This window comes from Bordetella sp. FB-8 (assembly GCF_000382185.1).
GTDB lineage: Bacteria > Pseudomonadota > Gammaproteobacteria > Burkholderiales > Burkholderiaceae_B > Bordetella.
In genome coordinates, this window is record NZ_KB907784.1 from 2,061,550 (window position 1) to 2,075,418 (window position 13,869).

A 13,869-nucleotide genomic window follows, 5' to 3' on the forward strand; every position below is an offset into this window, starting at 1 on the left:
GCTTATTGGTCCGAAGAATTGAAGGGTGTCCGCCAGGAACGCGTGGGCGGGGTCAGAAAGGGCGCCGCGCAGGCCTGCGCGGCCGCGGTAATGTCCGGGGCTTCGAACAGGGCGCTGATGACGGCGACGCAATCGGCGCCCGACTTGGCGAGGATCGCGGCATGGTTCGGCGTGATGCCGCCGATGGCCGCCACCGCCGGACGCGGCAGGGTGCAGCCTTCGACCAGTTCGTGGGCCTGCGTCAGAAGCGAAAGCGGCGCCCGCACGGCCTGTGGCTTGGTGGGCGAGGCGAACATGGCGCCGAAGGCGATGTAGTCGGGTTCGGCGGCGAGCAGCCGCTGTGCGCGCTCCGGCTCGTTGTAGCAGGATACGCCGATGAGCAGGTCGGGCCCCCCCTCCTTGCGGACCTGCGCCGGATCGGCGTCGTCGCGGCCCAGGTGCACGCCGTCGGCGCCGATGTCCAGCGCCAGGCGCCAGTGATCATTGATGAGAAAGACCACGCCCAGCTCGCGGCACAGCGGCGCCAGGGCCCGGGCCTGCGCCGCGCGCGCTTGCTCGGGAGCGGTCTTGCGGCGCAGCTGCAGCGCGCTCATGCCGCCGGCCGCAGCCCGGCGCACGGCATCGAGCAGCCTGTCGGTGTCGTCCCATTCGGGCGTGACGCCGTACAGGCCGCGGGGGAATCGCAAAGCAGTCATCAAGGGGCCTTTGCGTCGGGTGCCGGACTCAGCCGCGAGTACCGACGCGGTTCGCAATGCGCTTGCCCATGCCGGGCAGGAAGGCCGCGGCTATGGCTTGGGCAGCATGCTGCAGCGCCAGCTCGGCGGCGCGCGGGATGTCCAGGCCCCGGGCCAGCAAGGCCGTCGCGGCGGCGGCCACCAGGCCTCCCGTATCGCTGTTGCGCTCAGGGAGCGCCTGCCAGGGCCAGGCCTGGGTCCGGCCGTCGGGGCCGAGCAGGAGGTTTTCCCGGTGGCCGGGGCGCATCGGCGCGCCCAGCACAAGGGCCCATTGCGCACCGCCCGCCAGCAGCGCGTGCGCGGGGCTGGGGGAGCCGCCGATATCGATGCTGCCGTCGGCCTGCCACTGGGCCAGGCGCAGATGCTCGACCACGACCAGCTGCGCCTGCGGCAGCAGCAACTCCAGCGTGGCTGCCAGCAGGTCGTCGGCGTCGTCCTGCTCCGACACATCGTCGCCGGCCGGGCCGCGCAGTCCCAGGTGCAGCACCAGGGGCACCTGGCTGTAGTCCGCCGCGATCTGCGCGGCCACGCTGGCGGTTTCGGTGCTGTACAGGCCGCCGATTTTGATCGCCTGTACGGGCATGTCTTCCAGCAGGCAGCGCGCCTGGTCGTCGAGCAACTCGGCCGAGACGGGATGGACCTCTTCCAGGCCGGCGGTGTCCTGCACGGTCAGCGCGGTCACGGCGGCCAGGCCGTGGCAGCCCAGGTTGGCACACGTGACGGCGTCTGCGGGCAGGCCGTCGGCGCCGGTCGGATCGAAAGGTCCGAAAATGAGCGCCAGGGGAGGGGATGCGGAGGAATTCACGGGTAATCAGCCGCGTTATGCCGCAGCGTGCTGGCTCGGGTTTAGGTAAGATCGGCCTTCATTCTAATGGATGCTCCCCGCTGCCAAGGCGATACCGGGGGCTGGAAATAGTGAGAACCATGCGTACCTGGATGTGTTTGATTTGCGGTTGGGTCTATGACGAGGAGGCCGGTTTGCCCGAAGAAGGCATTCCTCCCGGCACCAAGTGGGACGACGTGCCTCCCAATTGGGTCTGTCCCGAATGCGGTGCGCGCAAAGAAGATTTCGAACTGATGGAAATCTGATGGTGCCCTGGCGCAGGCCTGTCCTGGCCACGGCGGCATAAAGGCAAAGACATCATGACCGAAGACACGCACGATACCGAGCCGGACGACCATCGTCCGGCGGCCGGGCCGCCGGCCACGGATTTTTCCAACCAGTTCCTGCTGGCCATGCCTGCCCTGGTCGACGGCAACTTCGCCGGGTCGGTGGTCTATATCTGCGAGCATACGACGCGCGGCGCACTGGGCCTGATGATCAACCGGCCCACCGATCTTTTGCTGTCCGCCCTGCTCGATCGCATCGAGATCAAGGTCGAGAGCGCTCCGGCGCGCGACGATACCGTGTATTTCGGCGGCCCCGTGCAGACTGACCGCGGCTTCGTGCTGCATGCGCCGGCGGGGGAATACAACTCCAGCGTCAAGCTAGGCGAGCTCACGCTCACCACCTCGCGCGACGTCTTGCAGGCCGTGGCCGAAGGCGATGGGCCGCGGCGCATGCTGGTGGCGCTGGGATATGCCGGCTGGGGTGCCGGCCAGCTCGAATATGAAATAAGCCAGAACGCGTGGCTCAGTGTTGGCGCCGACTCGCGGATCATCTTCGACGTGCCGCCCGAGCAGCGCTATCCCGAAGCGCTCAAACTGCTGGGTGTGGACCCGATCATGCTGTCCGGGGGCGCGGGTCATGCTTGAGTAAAGCCATGATCGAGGAAACATTGCTTGGCTTTGACTTCGGCGAAAAGAAAATAGGCGTGGCCCTTGGCAACACACTTACGCGCCAGGCTCGTCCGCTCGAAATCATTTTCTCCGAAGTGCGCCAAGCCCGCTTCGGGCGCATCGCCAATCTCATTGGTCAATGGCAGCCGCAGCGTCTGGTGGTCGGACTGGCGCTGGCTTGCGATGGCGGCGAGCAGCTCGCCACGGCGCGCTGCCGGCGCTTTGCCAACCAGCTCGACGGCCGCTTCGGCCTGCCCGTAATGCTGGTCGACGAACGCGGGTCGAGCCTTCAGGCGCAGGACCTGCTGCAAAGCAATGCGCCCGACGACGCCATGGCCGCGATGGTCATCCTGCAGCGCTACCTCGACGCATTACCGTAACGTGACTCGGGGCCGGGTATGATGCAGCGCGGCTGCCTGTCCGCGGCCTCGGAGAAAGCTACTTGAACCTGCTGCGTTTCATCGCACGGCTCTGCCTGGTCGTACCTTGGATACTCTCGGGCCTGGTGATCATTGCCGTGGTCTATCCCTGGATCTCTCCCGTGCCGACCCGTGCCGCCATCAATCGCTGGTGGTCGCGCCGCCTGATGCGCCTGTGCGGCATCCGGATTTCCGTGATCGGCCAGGCCCGCATGTCCGGTCCCGTCCTGTGGGTGTCCAACCATGTATCGTGGATCGACATCTTCGTGGTCAACGCGGTGCGCGCCACGGCCTTCGTAGCCAAGTCCGAGATCCGGGCCTGGCCCGCCATCGGCTGGCTTGCCGCCGGCGCCGGTACGCTCTTCATCGACCGCGGCCAGCGCCACGCCGTGCACGATATGGGCAGCGCGATTCAGAAGTGTTTCGACAACGGCGAGGCCGTCGGCCTTTTTCCCGAAGGCACCACCACGCAGGGCTTCGGCCTGCGGCCTTTTTTCGCCAGTCTGTTCGAGCCCGCGCGCCAGGCCGGCGTCGATATCCAGCCTGTGGCCCTGCGCTTTTATCGCCATGGCGAGCGCAGCAGCTACGCTGCCTTCGTGGGCGAGGAAACCTTGGTGGCGAATCTGTGGCGCGTGCTTGGCGCGACAGGGCTGTCGGTCGATGTCGTGTTCCTGCCCATCCTGCGCACGGCGCCGGACTCAGCCGGCGAGACGCCCACGCGGCTGCATCTGTCGCACGCGGCGCGCCAAGCCATAGCCGAACAACTGGCCTATAGATAAGGCCCATAAATAGTCTGAACTAATTGCTGGCGCTGTGGTCAGATAGCGCATGGAAACCGAAGACGCCCGCCGGCTCAGCCCGGCCGAACAACACGAGCGCCGCCGCCAGGTCATTCGGGCGTACAAGCGCAAGCTCACCAAGCGGCAGATCGCGCGCGATGTGGGACTGAGTTATTCAGCCACGTGCAAGATCATCGACCGCTATAACGCTGGGGGCATGGCGGCGCTGGCGCCAGGTCAACGTGGCCGCAGCGCTGGCGACAAACGCGCACTGACCGTCGAGCAAGAAGCCACGATCCGTCAGACGATCTGCGACAACCGTCCGGAGCAGCTGAAGATGGAGTTCGCCTTGTGGAGCCGTGCCGCCGTGAAGGAGCTGATCGAGCGCGACTACCAGATCACCTTGCACCTGCGCTCGGTTGGAAAGTATCTGGCGCGCTGGGGCTTCACGCCGCAGAAGCCCATCAAGCGCGCCTATGAACAGTCGCCCGAAGCCGTGCGCACGTGGCTGGATGAAACCTATCCTGGCATCGCCGAACGCGCCAAATCAGAGGGTGCGGAGATTCACTGGGGTGATGAGACAGCGCTGGTGAACACCGATGTGCGTGGCCGCAGTTACGCCCCCAAAGGCAAGACGCCGGTAGCGATGGCAGTGGGTGGCACGCGCCAGAAGCTGTCCATGCTGGCCAGCGTGACCAACCAGGGCAAGGCGCGCTGGATGATCATCGACGGCAATTTCAATCACGAGAAGCTAATCGAGTTTTTCGAGGCCCTGGTCGCGGACACCGAGCGCAAGGTGTTTCTGATCCTGGACAACCTGGGCGTGCATCACTGCAAGCCGGTCAAGCAGTGGCTGGCCGAGCATGTCGATCAGATGGAGGTGTTCTATCTACCCAGCTACAGCCCCGAACTCAATCCGGAGGAACGTCTCAACGCCGATCTCAAACACGTTATCCGTCGCAAGGTACCGGCACGCACCAAGGCCAAACTTCGCGCCGCCACCGAAGCACATATGGCCGTGATCGGCAGCGAGCCGGAACGCGTCAAAGCCTACTTTCGCGATCCTCGCGTCAAGTACGCTGCTTGATACTGTTTAAGGGCCGAATCAATAGGGTTGACAAGCTCCAGGGACGCCTATTCCTGGCCCGGCGCCTGCGATTGCGCGCAGCGTATCTGAACCAGCTTGCGGTCTTGCATGCGCATGGCGGTCAGAGCGCCGCCCCATACGCAGCCTGAGTCCAGGCAGATCACGTCCTCGCGCTGGTACAAGCCCAGCGTGGACCAATGTCCGAACACGATGGTCACCCCGCGCGTGGCCCGCTCGGGTACGTCGAACCAGGGGATCAATCCGGGCGGCCAGGCATCGGGCGCCACCTTGGCGCTGAAATCCATATGCCCCTGCGGCGAGCACAGCCGGATGCGCGTGAGCGCGTTGATGATCACCCGCAGGCGTTTGCCGCCCCGATGATCGTCCGTCCACTGCGCAGGCAGGTTGCCGTACATCTTCTGTAGGGCTTTCTGCCAGTTCGGCCCGCGCAGCACGGCTTGCACCTCCTTGGCCACCGACAGCGTCTTGGCTACGTCCCATTTGGCCAGCACGCCAGCGTGCACCATCAGGTGGCCGTGCTCGAAGTGGGCCAGGGGCCGGCAGCGCAGCCAGTCGATCAGTTCCTGGGCATCGGGTGCGTTGAGGATTTCGTCCAGCGTGTCCGACTTGGAGGGCTTGCGCACGCCGGCTGCCGCGGCCAACAGGTGCAGATCGTGGTTGCCCAGCACGGCCACGCTGCGCGATTCCAGCGAGATGAGCCGGCGCAGCGTGGCCAGCGACTGCGGCCCGCGGTTGACCAGATCGCCCGCGAACCAGAAGAGCGAATCCGGGTCGGCGGTGATTTCGGGGTGCGCGAGCAACTGCTCCAGGGGCTGGCAACAGCCCTGCACATCGCCGATCATCCAGATGCTGCTCATGCCGTTGCTACCCGTCTACGGACATCGAGAACGCGAGGGTTCTTCATGCTGGCGACTTCTTCCAGGGCCAACGGCATGTCGTCAGGTTGCTCAGGATCATCCGGTATTCCATGATGGACAGCGCAGCCAGCGCCATCGCCATGGCGCCGATATTGGGTCCGAGCGCCGTCAGCCAGGCCGGCCAGTGGCTGAGCATGCCGATATTGAGCGCCAACTGATTGAGCATGAAAAACCCCACGCCCAGCAAAATGCCGATGAACACCTTGGCGCCCACGCCGCCGCGCCGCGTCTGCATGAAGCTGATGGGCGCGGCGATGGTGATCATGACCAGCAGCGTGAACGGGTAGACCGCCTTGCGCCACAGGGCGACGATCTGTCGGTCGGCCTGCAGCTGATTATGGTGCAGGTAGTTAATGTAGTCGACCAGCGACGCGATGGACATGCGCTCGGGCGTCAGCACGCGGGCCAGCAGCCGCTCGGGGTTGAGCGTGGTATGCAGCACCAGCTGCGGTTCGGTCGCCACGGTGGCGGGCGCACGCCCCGGTGCGCGGGCATCGGCCAGCGCCTGCGAGGCGTCGGGGTCAATGCGCGTTTCGGTGACCTGGCTCAAGGTCAGCTCGCCGTTGCCGGTCAGCGTGCCCGAGGCGGCCTGGGCCACCATGCGCAGCTCCAGGTCGGGCGCGAGCTCGTAGACCGTCACGCCGCTTACCGCGCCGCTGCCCATCAGGTCCTTGATGTTGATGATGCGCGTGCCCTTCTTGTCGGGCGATGGCTCCTTGAACCAGTAGCCGCTTTGCAGCCGGCCGTCGCTGGACTGACCGCGCAGCGCCAGGCTGACCTCGCTGTAGCGGGTCTCGGCCTTGGGCGTGATGTATTCGGACAGCAGCAGCGCGCCCGCCATCAGCGGCACGGTGATCAGCCAGAGCGTGGCCAGAAGGCGCATGCCGCTTACCCCCGAGACGCGCAGGATCACCAGCTCATTGCGCTGGGCCAGGCTTGCCAGGGCCAGGATGGCGCCGATCAGCAGGCCGATGGGCAGCAGGTCGTAGAGCCGCGCGGGGGTTTCCAGGGCCTGCATATAGAACATGGCCAGGATGGTGAACCTCTTGCCCACGCCGTCCAGGTCGTCCACCAGGGCAAAGAAGGTGAACAGCCCGAGCAGGGCCAGCAGCACGACCGCGCAGGAGCGATAGATCTCTAGGGCCAGGTAGCGGCGGGCGGTGCGCATGGAGGTCGGGGCTTGTAAGACGCAAAGACGGAAATCGGCACGCAAACTGCGGCGCAATGTGCAAGGTTAACAAATCCTCGGGCCCAAGCTGTCCCCCGCGGTGAAAACCGCGTTTCAGGCGACCGGGTATCCGAGGATGCCGCTGGCCACGGCTTGGCCGGGGAGCGAGGCTTACGAAGCGCCGAAATCCAGCAGCACCTTGCAGCTCAGACGAGGATTGCGCTCAGCCAGATCGAATGCGCCCTGCACATCGCGAAAGTCCACTTTGTGGCTGATGATGCGGCCCGGATCGACCAGCCCTTTTTCGACCCATTCGATCACCTGGGGGAACATTGCGCAGTTCAGGCGCGATGCATACAGCGTGAGCTCCTTCTTGGTCAGTTCTTGCTGTGCAATGGCCGACGGCGTATTGGAAAAACCCAGTATGCCGATACGGCCGGCCGGCGCGGACAGGCGTACCGCCTCCTCCAGGATGGAGGGGTGGCATACGGCGTCGTAGATCAGCGTTGGGCCGCCCTGCACGCCGCGTTTGGCCAGGGCTTGTTCCAGCGGTTCGCGCGCGGTGTTGATGATTTCGTCCTCGGCAGCGCCCATCTGCAGCGCCAGGGCCAGGCGCTCGTCGAAATGATCGGTGATGAAGGCGCGGATGCCGTACACCCGCTTGAGCACTTGCATCAGGTTCAGCCCCACTGGGCCGGCGCCGTAGATCAATGCCACATCGCTGGGAAAAACGCCGGTGCGGCCGGTGACGTTGGCCGCCACCGCGAAAGGCTCGATCACCGAGGCGCTCGAGTCGGACAGGCCTTTGGGCACGACGTAAGCATTGTCCTGCGGCACGCAGGCATACTGGCTGAAACCGCCGTCACGGTGCACGCCGATGACCTGCAGGTGGCTGCACACATTGCGTCGGCCGATCAGGCAGGCGTGGCAGCGGCCGCAGCTGATCACCGGATCCACCACCACGGTCTGGCCGATGCGCGCCGCGTCGACCCCGGGGCCGACGGATACGATGCGGCCGACGAACTCATGCCCGATGACCCGTGGATACGATACGAACGGGTTGTATCCGTGGAAGATGTGCAGGTCCGAGCCGCAGATGCCGGCATAGCGCACGCGGATGCGCACTTCGCCGTCCCGCGGCTCGGGCATCGGCCGTTCCTGCAGGGCCATGTGTTGAGGTTGGTCGACGACGACGCTGAGCATGTTCAAGGTTCCTTAGGTAGGTTCTAGCGCTTACCAGTTCCACATCGAGCCGTCGCGCAGGCGCGCCACGGGCAGGTAGGCGCGTTCGTAGGGGTATTGGGCGGCCAGGGTTTCGTCGATCTCGACGCCCAGGCCCGGCACTTCGTCCATGACCAGGTAGCCTTGCTCGAAGCGGTAGTTGTGCGGGAACACCGCGTCGGTGAGCGGGCTGTGCGGCATCAGCTCCTGGATGCCGAAATTGGGCACCCACAGCCCGAAGTTGACGGCCGCCGCCATGCACACCGGCGACAGGTCGGTCGCACCGTGAAAGCCGGTGCGTACCTGGTACATCGCCGCGTAGTCGGCGATGCGGCGCACATGGGTGATGCCGCCGGCGTGGACGATGGTGGCGCGGATGTAGTCGACCAACTGTTCGCGGATCAGTTGATTGCAGTCCCAGATCGCGTTGAACACCTCGCCCACGGCCAGCGGCGTGGTGGTGTGCTGACGGATCAGCCGGAAGGATTCCTGGTTCTCGGCCGGCGTGGCGTCCTCGATCCAGAACAGGCGATAGGGTTCCAGGGACTTTCCCAGTTGCGCGGCTTCGATGGGCGTGAGGCGGTGATGGGCATCGTGCAGCAGGTGCGCATCGGGTCCGACGGCCTCGCGCACCTTGCGGAACAACTCGGGCGTGTGGCGCAGGTATAGCGCGGTGTCCCACGGTTCTTCGGGCGGCAGGCCTTTCTCGGCCGGTTCGTAGTAGCCCTGGGTCTTGCCGACGCCGTAGGTCTTCTCCAGGCCGGGTACGCCCGACTGCACGCGTATGGCCTTGTAGCCTTCTTCCTGGTGCTTGAGCACCGCATCGACCGCCTCGGCGTGATCGCGGCCGTTGGCGTGGCCGTACACCATCAACCCGTCGCGGCTCTTGCCGCCCAGGAGCTGGTAGACGGGCATATCGGCCAGCTTGCCCTTGATGTCCCACAGCGCCATGTCGATGGCGGCGATGGCGGTCATCGTCACCGGACCGCGCCGCCAGTAGGCGCCGCGGTACAGGTATTGCCAGATGTCCTCGATGTTGCGCGGATCGCGTCCGATCAGGCAGGGGACCACATGCTCCTGCAGGTATGCGTGGACCGCCAGTTCGCGGCCATTGAGCGTGGCATCGCCGAGCCCGTGCACGCCGTCGCTGGTGACCACCTTGACGGTGACGAAATTGCGGCCGGGGCAGGTCACGATGATGTCGATGCGTTCGATCTTCATGGCAGATGAGAGTGGGACAGGGAGAGTGCGGATCAGAGAAAGCCGGTCGAGAGCCAGGGCACGAAAACCAGCAGCAGCAGCGCGATGAGCAGCGCGCCCATGTGCGGCCACACCCGCGACATGGCTACATCGGGCGATACGCGCCCGATGGCGCAGGCCGCATAGAAGCCCACGCCAAAGGGCGGGGCGAACAGGCCCAAGCCCATGGCGAAGACCGCCACCATCGCGTAGTGGACTTCGTTCAGGCCGACCAGCCTGGCGATCGGAAACAGGAGGGGGCCGAAGAGCACGATGGCCGGAATGCCCTCCAGCAGGCTGCCCAGCACGACGAAGGCCAGCGCCGATATCACCAGAAAGCCCAGCTTGCCGCCCGGTACAGCCGTCATGACCGTGACCAGTTCCTGCGCGAAGCCCGATTGCGTCAGCGCCCAGGCCATGGTCGTCGCGCAGCCCACGATCAGCAAGATCGCACCCGACAGCGAAGCCGTGTCCAGCAGCATGGGATAGATGCGCCGCCAGTCGAACTGGCGGTAGACGACGATGCCCACCAGCACGGTGTAGAAGATGCCGATGGTGGACACTTCGGTGGCGGTGGCGACGCCCTCGACCACCGCCGTGCGTATGATCAGCGGCAGCACCAGCGCGGGCAGCGCCTTGAGCAGCAGGCGGCCGATGTCCTTGCGCGGCGTTCTGCGCACGCCGCTCATGTCTTCGCGGCGCGTCTGCCACCACACCACGGCCGCCATCAGCAGCGCGCCCACCGCGGCCGGCATCAGGCCGCCAATGAAGAGCGACGTGATGGACACGCCCGTGACGGAACCGACGGTGATCAGTACGATGCTGGGCGGAATGGTCTCGGACATTGCCCCGGACGCTGACAGCAGCCCGATCAGGTCGCCTTCGTTGCTGCCGCGCCGCTTCATCTCGGGAAAGAGCGCCGGCGCCACCGCGGCCATGTCGGCCGCCTTGGCGCCCGAAATGCCCGAGACGATGTACATGGCACCCAGCAAAACATATTGCAGGCCGCCGCGCACGTGGCCGATCAGGCCGACGAGAAAGCCGATCATCGCGCGGGCCAGTCCGGCCATCTCGATCAACGAGCCCAGAAACACGAACAGCGGCACCGCCAGCAGGATCAGGTTGGACATGCCTTCTTCCATGCGGCTGGGCACGATCGACATTGGCGTCTGGGTCGAGAAGGCCAGGTAGCACATGGTGGACAGGCCGAAGGAAAAGCCGATGGGCACGCCGATCACGATGCAGGACACCAGCAGTCCCAGGAAGAAGAAGACCAAATTGATGTTGCCCAGGTCTGACAGAACCGGCGTCAATGCCCACAGGCAGGCGCCGCACACGACCATCGCGGTGCCAGTTGCGGCCACCTGTCTGCCGCTGGACTGTTCAATCCAACGGGTAGCGGCCGTCACCAGCATCAGCACCGTGCCGACCAGCACGGCGCCGCTGCGCCAGCCTTCGCTCAGGCCCAGCACCGGCGTCGTCACGCCGAAGTCTTCCTGCCAGTGCTCCCATGCGGGCAGACACAGCATGGCCAGAAAGGCCACCACCAGACTCATGCCCAGCGCTTGCAGCCAGGCGCGCGTGCCGGGAGGGAGGTCCTTGATGAAAGTGGTCAGCTGCATGTGCGCGCCGCGCCGCAGGGCGATGCATGCGCCCAGCATGGCCAGCCACAGGAACAGGATGCCGGCCAGCTCGTCGGTCCAGACCAGCGGCGCGTCCAGCACGTAGCGCGAGAAGGTGCCGCTGCCCAGGATCAGGATTTCCGCCACGACGAGTATGGCGGCCGGCACTTCGGTCATCCAGCCCAGCGGCCGGTCGAGCCGGCGCGCCAGGGATGGGGCGGCACCCCGGGAATCAGTAAGGGAATGCATGGTGCGCCTGTTGGTGCGTCAAGCCAGCTTGCCGGAATACTTTTCCAGCTTGGCCCATACCTGCTCGCCGTACTTTTTCTTCCATTCGGCGTAGAAGCCCGCGCTGCTCAGCATCGTTCGGAAGGGGGTGGGATCGGGCCGGTTGAACACGATGCCCAGCTTGGTGAGCTGAGCCTGGGCTTCGCCGTTGAGCCGGGCGATGTCCTGGCGCTGCTTGAGCGCGGCCGCGTCCAGGTTGCGGGTCAGCGATTCCTGCACTTCTTTGGGTAGCGCCTGCAGTATTTTGGCGTTGCCGAAAATGAAATGCCCGTCCCAGGTGTGGCCGGTGAGCGAGCAGTATTTCTGCACCTCGTAGAGCTTGGCGCTCTGGATCAGCGTCAGCGGATTCTCCTGGCCGTCGACCACCTTGGTCTGCAGCGCGGAATACAGCTGGCCGAAATCGATGGCGGTGGGAGACGCGCCCAGCGCCTTGAACATCGAGATCCACATCGGGATGCCGGGCACGCGAATCTTGAAGCCCTTGAGATCCGCGGGCGTGTCGATGGGCTTGGTGGACGTGGTGATGTTGCGGTAGCCGTTGTCCAGGACCTTGTCGTAGGCATGCAGATTGACCTTGGCCAGCGCGGCGCGCACGTAGTTGCCTAGGTCGCCGTCCATGGCGGCCCAGACCGTGGCGTAGTCTTTGAAGGCGAACGCCACGCCGTTGATGCCCGCGGTGGGGACCAGCGTCTGCAGGTTGGTGCCGGCGGTGGACATGATGTCGATCGCACCCGAGCGGGTCTGCGAGATCATGTCGGGTTCGCTGCCGAGCTGGCTGTTGGGGTAGACCTGCAGGTCTACCTTGCCGCCCGTGTCCTGGCTGATCTGCCTGGCGGCTTCCTGGATGCGCAGCGTGCCGGGATGGTCGGCCGGGAACGCGGTGCCGTACTTGAGCTTGATGACGCCTTGCGCGAATGCGAAGCGCGGCAGCGCGGCGGCGGCGCCGGCGGCGATGACGGCCTGGGTGAACTGGCGGCGGGTGGGGGTGAAGGTCATGCGTGTCTCCTTTGGAATAATTTTGGATTAATCGTGGGCAAGGAGGGCGGCCATGCCTCCCTCCCGAAGTCTTGTCAGGTGCCGTGCAATGCGCGCGGCAAAGGCCGGCGGGTAAGGCTCGGCGCCGAATACCGGTGCGTGGGCCAAGGCCGCCGCGGCGGCCCGTTGCGGCGACGGCGCCTGGCGCAGGCGCTCGGCCAGCGCGGCGGCACCGGGGTCGCTGATATGCAGCGCGTTGCCCGCGTCGCTGCGTTCGCGTTCCAGGTAGTGCAGCCATGCGGCCAGCGCGCGTTCGAGCAGCGGCCGCTCGATGCCGGCGGCCAGGCTTTCGCGCAGCGCGGGAAGCCAGCGCACCGGTACTTTCTGTGTGCCATCCATGGCGATCTGCTGCGTGCGATGCGCCAGCGCCGGGTTCTCGAAGCGCCTGAGCAGGTCGCGGCAGTAGGCCTGTACGTCGTAGCCGGGAGGCGGCGCCACGGTTGCGCACAGGTCTTCCAGCATCAGCCGGCGCACGAACGGGCCTACCAGCGAGTCCGCCATGGCATCGGAAACGCTTTCCAGGCCGCACAGCTGTCCGGCATAGGCGATGGCGGAATGCGCTCCGTTGAGCAGGCGCAGCTTCATGGCCTGGTAGGGACGCACGTCGCCGGTCAGCAGGGCGCCGGTGTCTTCCCAGGCGGGGCGCGGCCCGGCGAAGCGGTCTTCGATCACCCACTGGGTGAAGGGTTCGCAGACGATGGCGGCGGCATCGCGCAGTCCCAGGCGCTCGGCGGCGTATTCCAGTGATTCGGCGGTAGCCGCAGGCACGATGCGGTCAACCATGCTGTTGGGAAAAGCAATGTCCGATTCGATGCGGCGCGCCAGCGATGCGTCCGTTTCCCGCGCATATTGCGCCAGCAGCGTGCGCAGGGTGTCGCCGTTGGCTGCCATATTGTCGCAGCACATCACCGTAAGCGGCGCCCCGCTCGGCCGACGGCGTATGCCTTCGGCCAGCACGCCCAGCGTGGAGCGCGGCATGCGCGGCTGGGTCAGGTCGTGCCGCACAGCCGCATCGTTCAGGTCGAGCTCGCCGCTGGAGGGGTTCTGGCTGTAGCCTTTTTCGGTGACCGTGATGGTCACCACCGCCGTTGATCGGCGGCCCAGCGCCGCCAGCACCGGCTCCAGTTGCGTGGGCGCATGCAGCGCGGCCCGCAGCACGCCCACCACACGCGTGCGGGCCTGGTCGCCATGCCGTTCCGTTACCGAGTACAAGCAGTCCTGCGCGGCCAGGGTTTGCGGCACCCGCGCATCGCGCAGGCTGACGCCGATGATGCCCCAGCGCAAGTCGCCGCTTGCGACGGTTTGCTCCGTATAGACCGCCTGATGGGCCCGGTGAAAGGCGCCCAGGCCCAGGTGCACGATACCCGCGGCCAGTTGGCGGCGATCGTAGGCCGGGCAAATGGCCTGCGCACCGACGCAGCCTGCCGTGACAGACGACAACGCGCCCTGCGAAGGAGGGTTTTGAAGGATTTTTTGCACCACAGTACCATGGTAGTCGACCAACATCGGAAGTCTAAGGATAATCTCCCCTACGAAAATCTAGGGATAACCCTCGGGCCA

The 13,869-nt window shown here is 65.8% G+C and carries 14 protein-coding genes; 5 read left to right on the plus strand and 9 right to left on the minus strand.

Annotated elements, in window-relative coordinates; all coding sequences use genetic code 11:
- Window positions 1–2: 2 nt before the first annotated feature.
- Both thiE and H143_RS0109885 read right to left on the minus strand, forming a co-directional pair.
- Window positions 3–695, minus strand: a complete 693-nt coding sequence (gene thiE / locus H143_RS0109880; RefSeq protein WP_019938083.1) for a thiamine phosphate synthase — start codon at window positions 693–695, stop codon at window positions 3–5.
- A 28-nt stretch (window positions 696–723) separates the two neighbouring features.
- Window positions 724–1,539 carry a bifunctional hydroxymethylpyrimidine kinase/phosphomethylpyrimidine kinase gene (locus tag H143_RS0109885; RefSeq protein ID WP_019938084.1) on the minus strand — a complete coding sequence of 272 codons (816 nt, stop codon included), beginning with the start codon at window positions 1,537–1,539 and terminating at the stop codon, window positions 724–726.
- Window positions 1,540–1,658: 119 nt separating this feature from the next.
- On the opposite strand from H143_RS0109885, the gene H143_RS0109890 reads away from it, so the two are divergent.
- The 5 genes from H143_RS0109890 to H143_RS0109910 all read left to right on the plus strand — a co-directional run bounded on the left by H143_RS0109890 (window position 1,659) and on the right by H143_RS0109910 (window position 4,798).
- Entirely contained in the window at window positions 1,659–1,823 is a 165-nt protein-coding gene (locus H143_RS0109890; protein WP_026349898.1) for a rubredoxin, read from the plus strand.
- A gap of 54 nt (window positions 1,824–1,877) precedes the next feature.
- Window positions 1,878–2,489, plus strand: coding sequence for a YqgE/AlgH family protein (locus H143_RS0109895; protein WP_019938086.1), 612 nt, complete (start codon window positions 1,878–1,880; stop codon window positions 2,487–2,489).
- Window positions 2,490–2,497: 8 nt separating this feature from the next.
- Window positions 2,498–2,893: a Holliday junction resolvase RuvX gene (gene ruvX / locus H143_RS0109900; protein ID WP_019938087.1), complete on the plus strand. Its 396-nt coding sequence runs from the start codon at window positions 2,498–2,500 to the stop codon at window positions 2,891–2,893.
- A 62-nt stretch (window positions 2,894–2,955) separates the two neighbouring features.
- Window positions 2,956–3,711 (plus strand): 1-acyl-sn-glycerol-3-phosphate acyltransferase, encoded by a 756-nt coding sequence (locus tag H143_RS0109905; RefSeq protein ID WP_019938088.1) that lies wholly within the window; start codon window positions 2,956–2,958, stop codon window positions 3,709–3,711.
- 49 nt (window positions 3,712–3,760) lie between these two features.
- The gene (locus H143_RS0109910) at window positions 3,761–4,798 is read left to right on the plus strand and encodes an IS630 family transposase (RefSeq protein ID WP_019937388.1); all 1,038 of its coding nucleotides are present in this window, start codon (window positions 3,761–3,763) and stop codon (window positions 4,796–4,798) included.
- A gap of 47 nt (window positions 4,799–4,845) precedes the next feature.
- Here H143_RS0109910 and H143_RS0109915 read toward each other — a convergent pair whose 3' ends face one another.
- The 7 genes from H143_RS0109915 to H143_RS0109945 form a co-directional block, all read right to left on the minus strand.
- Window positions 4,846–5,676, minus strand: coding sequence for a symmetrical bis(5'-nucleosyl)-tetraphosphatase (locus tag H143_RS0109915; RefSeq protein WP_019938089.1), 831 nt, complete (start codon window positions 5,674–5,676; stop codon window positions 4,846–4,848).
- A 43-nt stretch (window positions 5,677–5,719) separates the two neighbouring features.
- Window positions 5,720–6,904 (minus strand): LPS export ABC transporter permease LptG, encoded by a 1,185-nt coding sequence (lptG, locus tag H143_RS0109920; protein ID WP_019938090.1) that lies wholly within the window; start codon window positions 6,902–6,904, stop codon window positions 5,720–5,722.
- A 171-nt stretch (window positions 6,905–7,075) separates the two neighbouring features.
- Window positions 7,076–8,107, minus strand: coding sequence for a Zn-dependent oxidoreductase (locus H143_RS0109925; RefSeq protein ID WP_019938091.1), 1,032 nt, complete (start codon window positions 8,105–8,107; stop codon window positions 7,076–7,078).
- 30 nt (window positions 8,108–8,137) lie between these two features.
- Entirely contained in the window at window positions 8,138–9,346 is a 1,209-nt protein-coding gene (manD, locus tag H143_RS0109930; RefSeq protein WP_019938092.1) for a D-mannonate dehydratase ManD, read from the minus strand.
- 32 nt (window positions 9,347–9,378) lie between these two features.
- The gene (locus H143_RS0109935; protein WP_019938093.1) at window positions 9,379–11,163 is read right to left on the minus strand and encodes a TRAP transporter large permease subunit; all 1,785 of its coding nucleotides are present in this window, start codon (window positions 11,161–11,163) and stop codon (window positions 9,379–9,381) included.
- Between the two features lie 90 nt (window positions 11,164–11,253).
- A complete protein-coding gene (locus H143_RS0109940) occupies window positions 11,254–12,270 on the minus strand; it encodes a TRAP transporter substrate-binding protein (protein ID WP_019938094.1) in 1,017 nt (338 codons plus the stop codon).
- Between the two features lie 27 nt (window positions 12,271–12,297).
- Window positions 12,298–13,815 carry a mannitol dehydrogenase family protein gene (locus tag H143_RS0109945; protein ID WP_019938095.1) on the minus strand — a complete coding sequence of 506 codons (1,518 nt, stop codon included), beginning with the start codon at window positions 13,813–13,815 and terminating at the stop codon, window positions 12,298–12,300.
- Between the last annotated feature and the right edge of the window lie 54 nt (window positions 13,816–13,869).

What these genes read in the sequence shown, in the direction of transcription:
- H143_RS0109935 (WP_019938093.1), bottom strand. Translation starts at nt 11,163, where the DNA reads ATGACCGAAGTGCCGGCCGCCATACTCGTCGTGGCGGAAATCCTGATC.
- thiE (WP_019938083.1), bottom strand. Translation starts at nt 695, where the DNA reads ATGACTGCTTTGCGATTCCCCCGCGGCCTGTACGGCGTCACGCCCGAA.
- H143_RS0109940 (WP_019938094.1), bottom strand. Translation starts at nt 12,270, where the DNA reads ATGACCTTCACCCCCACCCGCCGCCAGTTCACCCAGGCCGTCATCGCC.
- manD (WP_019938092.1), bottom strand. Translation starts at nt 9,346, where the DNA reads ATGAAGATCGAACGCATCGACATCATCGTGACCTGCCCCGGCCGCAAT.
- H143_RS0109890 (WP_026349898.1), top strand. Translation starts at nt 1,659, where the DNA reads ATGCGTACCTGGATGTGTTTGATTTGCGGTTGGGTCTATGACGAGGAG.
- H143_RS0109895 (WP_019938086.1), top strand. Translation starts at nt 1,878, where the DNA reads ATGACCGAAGACACGCACGATACCGAGCCGGACGACCATCGTCCGGCG.
- ruvX (WP_019938087.1), top strand. Translation starts at nt 2,498, where the DNA reads ATGATCGAGGAAACATTGCTTGGCTTTGACTTCGGCGAAAAGAAAATA.
- H143_RS0109910 (WP_019937388.1), top strand. Translation starts at nt 3,761, where the DNA reads ATGGAAACCGAAGACGCCCGCCGGCTCAGCCCGGCCGAACAACACGAG.
- H143_RS0109945 (WP_019938095.1), bottom strand. Translation starts at nt 13,815, where the DNA reads ATGTTGGTCGACTACCATGGTACTGTGGTGCAAAAAATCCTTCAAAAC.
- H143_RS0109915 (WP_019938089.1), bottom strand. Translation starts at nt 5,676, where the DNA reads ATGAGCAGCATCTGGATGATCGGCGATGTGCAGGGCTGTTGCCAGCCC.
- H143_RS0109925 (WP_019938091.1), bottom strand. Translation starts at nt 8,107, where the DNA reads ATGCTCAGCGTCGTCGTCGACCAACCTCAACACATGGCCCTGCAGGAA.
- lptG (WP_019938090.1), bottom strand. Translation starts at nt 6,904, where the DNA reads ATGCGCACCGCCCGCCGCTACCTGGCCCTAGAGATCTATCGCTCCTGC.